The sequence below is a fragment of the Nocardioides pakistanensis genome, from assembly GCF_054781215.1.
This window is the reverse complement of sequence record NZ_BAAGUV010000010.1, coordinates 1-9,149: the sequence shown is the minus strand read 5'-3', so window position 1 is coordinate 9,149 and position 9,149 is coordinate 1. Positions and strand designations below refer to the sequence as shown.

11 protein-coding genes are annotated in these 9,149 nt (G+C 72.3%); 6 read left to right on the top strand and 5 right to left on the bottom strand.

The genetic code is table 11. The features are described 5' to 3' along the window. From cobC to ACYVIH_RS03405, 6 genes are all read left to right on the top strand, one after another. A partial coding sequence (gene cobC / locus ACYVIH_RS03430; RefSeq protein WP_460866023.1) for an Rv2231c family pyridoxal phosphate-dependent protein CobC occupies nucleotides 1–934 on the top strand: 934 nt, incomplete at its 5' end. 8 nt (nucleotides 935–942) lie between these two features. Next, nucleotides 943–1,983, top strand: coding sequence for a nicotinate-nucleotide--dimethylbenzimidazole phosphoribosyltransferase (gene cobT / locus ACYVIH_RS03425; RefSeq protein ID WP_460866021.1), 1,041 nt, complete (start codon nucleotides 943–945; stop codon nucleotides 1,981–1,983). Continuing rightward, nucleotides 1,983–2,750 (top strand): adenosylcobinamide-GDP ribazoletransferase, encoded by a 768-nt coding sequence (locus ACYVIH_RS03420; protein WP_460866018.1) that lies wholly within the window; start codon nucleotides 1,983–1,985, stop codon nucleotides 2,748–2,750. The genes cobT and ACYVIH_RS03420 overlap by 1 nt, the downstream gene beginning before the upstream one ends. Further along, on the top strand, nucleotides 2,747–3,724 hold the full coding sequence (locus tag ACYVIH_RS03415; protein ID WP_460866016.1) for a cobalamin biosynthesis protein: 978 nt from the start codon (nucleotides 2,747–2,749) through the stop codon (nucleotides 3,722–3,724). Before ACYVIH_RS03420 ends, ACYVIH_RS03415 begins: the two co-directional genes overlap by 4 nt. 111 nt (nucleotides 3,725–3,835) lie before the next feature. Continuing rightward, nucleotides 3,836–4,054 carry a CbtB domain-containing protein gene (locus ACYVIH_RS03410; protein WP_460866015.1) on the top strand — a complete coding sequence of 73 codons (219 nt, stop codon included), beginning with the start codon at nucleotides 3,836–3,838 and terminating at the stop codon, nucleotides 4,052–4,054. Nucleotides 4,055–4,057: 3 nt separating this feature from the next. Continuing rightward, nucleotides 4,058–4,837 (top strand): CbtA family protein, encoded by a 780-nt coding sequence (locus ACYVIH_RS03405; protein WP_460866013.1) that lies wholly within the window; start codon nucleotides 4,058–4,060, stop codon nucleotides 4,835–4,837. A gap of 37 nt (nucleotides 4,838–4,874) precedes the next feature. Here the strand turns inward: ACYVIH_RS03405 and ACYVIH_RS03400 are convergent, their stop codons facing one another. From ACYVIH_RS03400 to cobF, 5 genes are read right to left on the bottom strand one after another with little or no spacing between them, the layout of a single operon-like run. Next, on the bottom strand, nucleotides 4,875–5,564 hold the full coding sequence (locus ACYVIH_RS03400; RefSeq protein ID WP_460866011.1) for a (2Fe-2S) ferredoxin domain-containing protein: 690 nt from the start codon (nucleotides 5,562–5,564) through the stop codon (nucleotides 4,875–4,877). Then, nucleotides 5,561–6,082 carry a bifunctional adenosylcobinamide kinase/adenosylcobinamide-phosphate guanylyltransferase gene (locus tag ACYVIH_RS03395; RefSeq protein WP_460866006.1) on the bottom strand — a complete coding sequence of 174 codons (522 nt, stop codon included), beginning with the start codon at nucleotides 6,080–6,082 and terminating at the stop codon, nucleotides 5,561–5,563. Before ACYVIH_RS03395 ends, ACYVIH_RS03400 begins: the two co-directional genes overlap by 4 nt. Continuing rightward, nucleotides 6,079–6,813, bottom strand: coding sequence for a cobalt-precorrin-6A reductase (locus ACYVIH_RS03390; protein WP_460866004.1), 735 nt, complete (start codon nucleotides 6,811–6,813; stop codon nucleotides 6,079–6,081). Before ACYVIH_RS03390 ends, ACYVIH_RS03395 begins: the two co-directional genes overlap by 4 nt. Continuing rightward, complete coding sequence (locus tag ACYVIH_RS03385; RefSeq protein ID WP_460866002.1) at nucleotides 6,810–8,288, bottom strand: cobyric acid synthase; 1,479 nt, start codon at nucleotides 8,286–8,288, stop codon at nucleotides 6,810–6,812. Before ACYVIH_RS03385 ends, ACYVIH_RS03390 begins: the two co-directional genes overlap by 4 nt. Beyond that, nucleotides 8,285–9,013, bottom strand: coding sequence for a precorrin-6A synthase (deacetylating) (cobF, locus tag ACYVIH_RS03380; RefSeq protein ID WP_460865999.1), 729 nt, complete (start codon nucleotides 9,011–9,013; stop codon nucleotides 8,285–8,287). The genes ACYVIH_RS03385 and cobF overlap by 4 nt, the downstream gene beginning before the upstream one ends. Nucleotides 9,014–9,149: the final 136 nt, after the last annotated feature.

Below are 9,149 nucleotides of genomic sequence, written 5' to 3'. Positions count from 1 at the left end.
CTGGCTGGAGCGCGCCCTGCGCGACAGCCTCACCGCGGCGGCGGCGTACCCCGACGCCGAGCCGGCACGCGCCGCGATCGCCCAGCGGCACGGCCGAGAGCTCGAGGAGGTCCTTCCGACCGCCGGCGCCGCGGAGGCGTTCACGCTGATCGCCCAGCTGCGCCCGTGGCGACGCCCCGTCGTCGTACACCCCCAGTTCACCGAGCCCCACGCCGCGCTCGAGCAGGCCGGACACACCGTGACGACGGTCCTGTGCCGACCGGAGGACGGCTTCGCGCTCGACCCCGACGCGATCCCCGGCGACGCCGACCTCGTCGTCATCGGCAACCCCACCAACCCGACCGGTGTCCTCCACCCCGCCGACCTGCTCCGCGGTCTGCGCCGGAGAGGTCGACTCGTCGTCGTTGACGAGGCCTTCATGGACGCGATCCCCGGCGAGACCGGCTCCCTGGCCCGCGAGCGACTCAAGGGCCTGGTGGTCATCCGGAGCCTCACCAAGCACTGGTCAATCCCGGGCATCCGAGCGGGCTACCTCGTCGGCGACCGCGCCCATGTCCGCTCGATGGCCGACCGGCAAACGCCCTGGTCCGTCTCGGCACCGGCCATCGCGGCAACCATCGCGTGCACCAGCCGGACAGCGACCCCCGAGGCCCGCGACCGCGCGGCCACGCTGGCGCGCTGGCGCGACTTCCTCGAAGGCGGTCTTCGCGGACGCGGGATCGACTACGCGCCATCGGCGGCGCCCTTCGTCCTGGCCAGGCTGGGACGGGGCGCTCATGCGGCGCTGAGGGCGCGCGGCGTCGCCGTACGCCGGGCCGACACGTTCCCGGGGCTCGACTCCACTTGGGTCCGCATCGCCGTGCGTCCGCCGGGGATGACGAACCAGTTCTTCACCGCGCTCGACGCGGTCCGCCTTCTCCAGCCCACCTCGTGAGGTCCGCCATGCCCTACGTCTCCGCCCCGTCCCACATCGCCCGCGACCACGCCGCCAAGCGCCTGGCCGCACTGGCCACCCCGGCCGGTGCCCTCGGCCGCCTCGGCGAGCTGGGCATCTGGCTTGCGTCCTGCCAGGGCCAGGTACCTCCGAAGCCGGTGAATGACGTCCGGCTGGTCATCTTTGCCGGCGACCACGGCGTCGCCTCGCACGGCGTCTCCGCGTTCCCGCCCGCGATCACCGGTGCGATGGTCCGCACCTTTCTCGCCGGCAAGGCGGCTGTGAATGCCTTGGCAGCCACCCACGGCGTCGCGGTCCGCGTGCTCGACCTCGGTGTCGACGACGACTTCGCCGATCTCGACGAGGCGACTTGCGCGGCGCTGACCGTCCACAAGGTCCGTCGGTCCAGCGGCGCCATCCATCTCGAGGACGCGCTCACGCCGGAGCAGACCCGGCAGGCCCTCGACGCAGGGGCGGCGATCGCGCGCGAGGAGATCCGGGCCGGTGCTCAGCTGCTCCTCGGCGGAGACATGGGCATCGGCAACACCACCCCCGCCGCGGCCCTGATCGCCGCCGGCCTCGGGCTTCCCGCAGCCGAGGTGGTCGGGCGAGGCACGGGGATCGACGATGTCGCGCTTGCGCGCAAGACCGAGGTGATCGACATCGCCCTTCGGCGTGCCGGCACCCGGGCCGGCGACCCGGTCGAGACACTGACGGCCCTGGGCAGCCCAGACCTGGCCGCCACCACCGGCTACCTCCTTGCCGCAGCCCAGGACGGCGTACCGGTGCTGCTCGACGGACTCATGAGCGTGGCCTGTGCCCTCACCGCCGACCGGATCGAGCCCGGCGCCGCCGCCTGGTACGCCGCCGGGCACCGCTCCACCGAACCGGCCCAGTCCCTCGCGCTCGCCAAGATGGGCCGAGAACCGCTGCTCGACCTCGGCATGCGGCTGGGGGAGGGATCGGGCGCCGTCGCCGCGGTCCCTGTCGTCCGCAGCGCCGCCGCCGTGCTCCGCGACGTGGCGCTGCTCTCGGAGCTCGGGGCCTGATGCTGCTCGACGCCTGGCGACTCGCCCTCGGCACTCTCACCGTCGTACCCGTCGCGCCACCGGGCGTCGTCGACCGACACCGGGCCGGTTTGGCGATGGTGCTCGCACCGCTGGCCGCCCTTCCGCTCGCGGGGACGGTGACTCTGGTGCTCCTGGCCGGGCATGCCCTGGGTCTGCCGATCCCCGTAGCGGCGCTGCTGGCGCTGGGCGCGGCTATTCTCGGCAACCGCGCCTTCCACCTCGACGGGCTCTCCGACACGGTCGACGGGATGGCGGCGTCCTACGACCGGGAGCGGTCGCTGGAGGTGATGAAGAGCGGTACGTCGGGTCCGGCCGGCGTCGTGGCGGTGGTACTGGTCCTCGGCCTGCAGGCCACAGGCCTGGTCGCAGTATTGGCCTCACCGCACCCTGTGCGCGCCGCCGTGCTGGCCGGCTGCGCGCTCTGCGTCTCCCGCGCTGCGCTCGCCATGTGCTGCGCCCGGGGGGTGCCGTCGGCACGGCCCGGTGGGCTCGGTGACACCTACACCGGCACCGTGGCTCGGCCGGTCGTGGTGCTCATGTGGCCGACGTGCGCCGCCGTTCTCTCGCTCGCCGGCGCCTGGGCTGGACTCGCCTGGTGGCGAGGAGCGCTGGCCAGCGCGATGGCGCTCGCCGTGGTCGCCGTCGTCGTCGCGCGAGCGGTGCGGCGGCTCGGCGGCGTCACCGGCGACGTCTTCGGCGCCGCGATCGAGCTGTCGCTCGCTGCCCTCCTGGTGGCGCTCTCGTGAGCGCCCGGGCGGCGGGTCTGCTGCTCGGGTTCGCCGCGGACCGCGTGCTCGGAGACCCGCAGCATCTCCATCCCGTTGCCGGCTTCGGCAACGCGGCCGCGGCGCTGGAGCGTCGGCTGTACGCCGACTCGCGGCCGCGGGGTGCGGCACACACGGCGGCACTCGTCGGGGCGGCGATCGTGGGGGGAGTCGTAGCGGATCGGGCAGCGCGGAACCCCGTCGCCCAGGCGGTGGCCACCGCCGTGGTGGCCTGGACGGTGCTCGGTGGGCGCTCGCTGGAGCGCGAGGCACTCGCGGTCGACGCGCTCCTGAGAGCAGGCGACCTCCCGGCAGCCCGTGAACGCCTCACCCATCTGGTGGGCCGCGACACCTCGGCGCTGGAGGAGTCGGAGGTCGGGCGCGCGGTCGTGGAGTCCGTTGCGGAGAACACCTCGGACGCCGTCGTCGCACCGCTGCTGTGGGGAGCCGTGGCCGGGATGCCCGGGCTGCTCGGCTACCGGGCGGCCAACACCCTCGACGCGATGGTCGGCCACCACAACGACCGCTATGAGCGGTTCGGCTGGGCCGCCGCCCGCTTCGACGATCTGGTCAACCTTCCCGGCTCGCGGATCGCCGGTGCCGCCACGCTCCTTGCCTCGCCAAGCACGGCACGGGCCGCTGTCCGGGCATGGCGCCGCGACGCCGCCGCCCATCCCAGCCCCAACGCCGGAGTCGTCGAGGCCACTTTCGCCGGCGCTCTCGGCATCCGGTTGGGCGGCACGAACCGCTACTACGGCAGCCGGCTCGAGCACCGTTCCGTCATGGGCGACGGGCGCGCCGTACGACCCGAGGACATCGGTCGGGCCGCCCGACTCGCACGCAGGGTCGGCATCATCGGTGCGGTCGTGTCGGCATCCGGCGCGTTGCTCGTGGCTCGGCGCACAGCGGGCCGGCGTGCGATAGCATCCGGCTCACGGGCACGAGGAAGCCGGTGAGAATCCGGCACAGTCGCGCTACTGTGACATCGCCTCCTGGCGGTGGAGTCAGACCCGAGTGTCCGTATCCATCCCATCGAACAGGGACGCACGTATCCCTGAGGAGGACACATGTCGCAGGTCTCTGCGGCGCCGGTCGCTGGCGCCCCTTCCGTTCCCACCATCCCGTTGGGTCAGCTCGCGCCCTGGGCGCTGTTCTTCGGTCTCCTCGGGACGCTGGTGCTCTTCTTCGTCAGCACTGACCAGGGCGCGGTGTCCCTCCTCTCCGGGACGGCCATTCACGAGTGGGTCCACGACGGACGCCACCTCCTCGGCTACCCCTGCCACTGAGGCATGGCTGCGCGCGCTTTTCTCGTCCGCGGACTGATCGCCGGACTCGTCGCCGGCTTCGCGACTTTCCTCGTCGCCTACACCGCGGGTGAACCCCACGTCGACGCCGCCATCACCCTCGAGGAGGCCGGGACCGCCGAGCAGGCGCCGGCGTCCCACGACCACGGCGACGAGCCGGGCACCACGGCGGGCGCCGAGGTCTCCCGCGACAACCAGAAGACCTGGGGACTGCTCACCGGCACGCTCGCCGTCGGGGTCGCGCTCGGCGGCATCGTGGCCCTCCTGGCTGCCGGCACCGTCGGCCGCATGGGCCGGCTCCAACCCGGCCAGTCCACGGCCCTGGTTACGCTGCTTGGCTTCGTCGCGTTCGCCCTGGTGCCGTTCTTGAAGTACCCGGCGAACCCGCCAGCGGTCGGAAGTGGTGACACCATCGGCGACAGGACTGCGCTCTACTTCGGCTTCGTAGCCGTCTCGGTCCTCGCGGCCGTCGCCGCGACGTACGCCGCGGTCAGGCTGCGCAACCGCCTCGGCACCTACGGTGGCGTCGTCGCCGGTGCAGCCGGCTACCTGGCCGTCGTGGTCGTCGCCGGCCAGCTCTTCGCCACCGTCAACGAGGTCGGCGACTTCCCGGCCAACACGCTCTGGTTCTTCCGCCGGGCGTCACTGTTCACGTTGGCCACGATGTGGGGCGTGATCGGCGTGGTGCTCACCGGACTGGTTGGTCGGCTCTACGCCGCGCAGACGGAGCGGGCGCAGCGGCGCGCGCTAGCCGCGAGCCTCTGACGGCCCGCCCCGCGAACCAACCTGTCGGCTCCTGCGCTCAGCGCGGGAGCCGGCGGCTTTCCACGGGAGTGTCGGCCAGCAGGTGGTCGGACACGATCCGGCGGGCCGCGTGTGGATCGACGCCGCCGTACCAGACGTCGTCGGGCTGCACGCTGACAACCGGGGCCTGGTTGCAGGGGAACTGACAACCAGTGTGGGTGACCAGCACGTCATGGTCGCCGAGCCCGGCCTCCATGAGTGCGAGGATCAGCGCGCGGGCTGTCTCGTCGGATCCTCGGGCCGTGCACCGCGGACCGCGGCAGATGAGCACCTGGCCCCGGTGGCGGGTCACGTCCTCCCAGGCGGTCGAGGTCAGGCCCGGCTCGGCGCCGGAGATCGGCTTCAGGTCGGACAGCGCGACCTCGATCTCCTCGATCGTGGAGGCAAGGCGGGTCGCGACCTCGATCACCGGGCGGTGCCCGCCGCGCTCGCGCCACCAGTGGGAGGCGATCCTACGTAGCCATGACTGACCGGGGGCGAGCGGGCCGAGGCTGATGCCGGCGAGGCTGATCGTGGTGGCGCCGAGGTCGGCGAGCCGGGTGAGCTCGCGCGAGAGCGATGGGTCGCCCATCTGCAAGAAGGCGACGCTCGCATGGTGGCGGGCGGCCGCCGCGAGCAGCTCGTCGCGACGGTCGACATCGGAGACGGACATGCCCACGAGAAGCAGCGCGGCGCCTGGCTGGGTCATAGCCGGATCACCCTGCCTGCGATCACCAGGTGCACCTCGTCGCAGGCCGCGGCGATGCGCTGGTTGACCAGTCCGAGCAGGTCCCGGAAGAGCCGACCGGACCGGTGTTCGGGGACGACGCCCAGGCCGACCTCGTTGGTGACGAGCACGGTGTCCTCTCCCTGGTCGCGAACAGCGAGAACGTCCGCTGCCTCTTGCGCAACGTGTCCGATCACGTCGGTGATCTCGTCCGCCGGCGCACCCCAGAGGCCACGCTCGTCGAGCACTGCCGTGAGCCACGTGCCCAGGCAGTCGACCATGACGTGCCCGTCCGTGTGCGCGAGCACTCCGACGAGGTTGTGGGACTCGACGGTCGTCCAGTCGACAGGCCGCCGCGCCCGATGGGCGGCGATCCGGGCGGCCCAGTCGGCGTCGTCCTGGACCGGCCCTGGGGCGAGGTAGGTGACCGGTCCGGCCAGGAGCGACTCCGCATGACAGGACTTGCCGGAGCGGACTCCGCCGGTGACGAGGACTCTCACGACTGCTCCCTGACCCAGGCGACGGCATCGTCAACGTCGTGCACGGTCTGCACCCCGACCGGGCACGCGGGACGCCGTACGACGACCACGGCGACGTCGAGCTCGGCGGCGGCCTGCATCTTGGGCCACGTGTAGCTGCCGCCTGAGTCCTTGGTGACGAGGACGTCGACGGCGTGCTGCCGCATCAGCGCGAGCTCGCCATCGAGGGTGTAGGGGCCACGGCTGGTCAGCAACGTCCACGTCTCGGGCAGGTCGAGAGCGGGACGGTCGACGACTCGCGCAAGCACGGGATGTCCGATCAGCGCCGGGAGGAAGCGAGAAAGCTCCTGGCGGCCGACGGTGAGAAACGGGCGCACACCGAGGGATGCGGCCAGCGTGCTTGCTTGCTCGTGGTCGTCGACGTAGTGCCACCTCGCGTCCGGTTCCCAACCGGGCCGCTCGAGCCGCAGCAGGGGGACGCCGTCGAGGCGACAGGCAACAACAGCGTTCGAAGTCATGCCGAGGGCGAAGGGATGGGTTGCATCGACCACGGCGTCGTACTCGGCGAGCGCGGCCTGCAGACCCTCGACGCCGCCGAAGCCGCCGATGCGCACCCTCCCGACCGGCAGACGCGGCTCGGCAACCCGGCCGGCCAGCGAGCTGGTCACCTCGACGCCGCTGTCGCGATCGCCGACCAACCGGGCCGCGAGGTCACGGGCCTCACGGGTGCCTCCCAGGAGCAGCAGCCTCACGGGGCACCTCCTGGGGGTAGGACGGGCAGTCCGGCGGGTGTGCCGTCGCGGGCGAGTGTCAGCAGTGCGTCGACGTCGAGGTGCTCCTCGACCAGGTCGCCGAGGCGGTCGAGCCGCGCGTCCCGGGCAGCACTGAAGCTCACCCCCGACGGTTCTCGGCCCAGCAGCTCGGACAACAGCGCACCCCGCAGCGCGTCGCCCTCGAGGCTTCCGTGCCACATCGTGCCGAGGACGTTGCCCGCGCGGGCGCCGCCGAGGAACTCCTCGCCACCGACGCGGGTGGTCCGGCCGTGGTGGATCTCGTACCCCGACGCGGGTGCGTCAAGGGCGGCGCCGGTAGGCAGGCGCAGCACCTTCTCCGCTGCGAAGTCGGTGCGGACGTCGAGCAGCCCCAGACCCTCGACCTCGGCACCCGGCACGCCCTCGACACCGGCAGGGTCCCTGATGGTCCGGCCGAGCATCTGGAAGCCGCCGCAGATGCCGAGCACCGGGCGACCACGGCGGGCGTGGTCGAGGATCGCGGCGTCGAGGCCTCGCGAGCGCAGCCAGGCCAGGTCGCTGATCGTCGAGCGGGTCCCCGGCACGACGACCAGATCGGCAGCGGCGACGTCGCGGGGGTCGGAGACGAAGGCGACGTCGAGGTCGGGTTCGAGGCCGAGCGCGTCGACGTCGGTGAAGTTGCTGACCCGCGGCAGCCGTACGACCGCGATCCGGAAGGCGGCCTCACCGCTGGAGCGACGACCGTCCAGGTCAAGGGCGTCCTCGGAGTCCAGCCACAGGCTCGGATCCCACGGCAGCACGCCGTACACCCGACGGCCGGTGAGCCGCTCCAGGGAGTCCAGGCCGGGGGAGAGGAGCGCCAGTTCGCCGCGGAACTTGTTGACCACGAAACCCGCGACAAGCCTCTGGTCCGCGGGCTCCAGGAGCGCGACCGTGCCGTACATCGCCGCGAAGACGCCGCCGCGGTCGATGTCGCCCACAACCACGGTGGGCAGCGATGCGTGCCGGGCCAGGCCCATGTTGACGTAGTCGCCGGCGCGCAGGTTGATCTCGGCCGGGCTCCCTGCTCCCTCGGCCACGATGACGTCGAAACGCGCGGCGAGGTCGTCGTACGCGGTGTGCGCGGCCGTGGCCAGGTGACGTCGGCCGGTCTCCCAGTCCGCCGATGAGACTTCGCCGGCGGGATGGCCCATCAGGACGACGTGGCTGCGCCGGTCGCTGCCGGGCTTGAGAAGCACCGGGTTCATCGCCGGCTCAGGGGCAACGCGGGCAGCCAGTGCCTGGACCCACTGTGCCCGGCCGATCTCGGCGGTCGTGCCGTCGGCGGCGGCGCAGACCATCGAGTTGTTCGACATGTTCTGGGCCTTGTACGGCGCCACCTTCACGCCACGTCTCGCGAAGGCGCGGCACAGGCCGGTGGTGACGACCGACTTGCCCGCGTCCGAGGTCGTCCCGGCGACGAGCAGACCGCTCACAGCTGCGCCTCCCGAGCCCGCAGCACATAGACGTCCATCACCCAGCCGGCCGTTGTCTTCGCACGCTCGCGGGCCACTTCGATCGACGGCAGCACGTCGGCCACTCTCCCCGCAACGAGTTCCTCGGAGTCGGTGCCGAGGTTGGCACCCCACCAGATCGACCAATCGTCCAGCCCTGCCAGGTCGAGGCTGCCGGTCAGCATGACGCACAGGTTGCTCTCACCGGCCGCGACGGCCTTGCGGAGCCGGCGGCCGGTGGTGATGTGGACGGGCTGCCCGACCGGGTGCAGCACGATCCGGTGACGGGCGGCCAACAACTGCGGTGCGCTGATCCCCGGGAGCACGTCGTACTCCAGCGACAACCGCTCGGCGAGCCGCTCGACGACCCGGATCGTCGAGTCGTAGAGCGACGGATCACCCCACACGAGGAACGCCGCGGTACCGCCCCGTTCACGCAGGACCTGTTCGTAGGCCGCCACCCGAGCCTCGTGCCACTCCTGGACCGCCTTGGCATAGTCGGCCGGATCCGCCCGATCCCGCTCGGGATCGGGGACTGCGACCACCTCGACGCCATGCTCGGCGGCGATGGCCCGGCGGATCGAGAGCAGGCTGTCGTCCTCGCGCTTCTCGGCGGCGAGCACGTAGTCACACGACCGGAGCGCGTCGGCCACCTCGGGGGTGACGTGCTGCGGCCCCATCCCAACGCCGAGAACGCGGATCCTCATCGTGCGCTCACTCGCGGTCCTCGAGGTCACCCTCGACCTCGAGGTACACCTGCTGCATCGCGGCCAGGACCTCGGCGTCGGGCTCGGCCCACAGGCCACGCTCGGCGGCCTCGTGGAGTCGTTCGACGATGCCGCG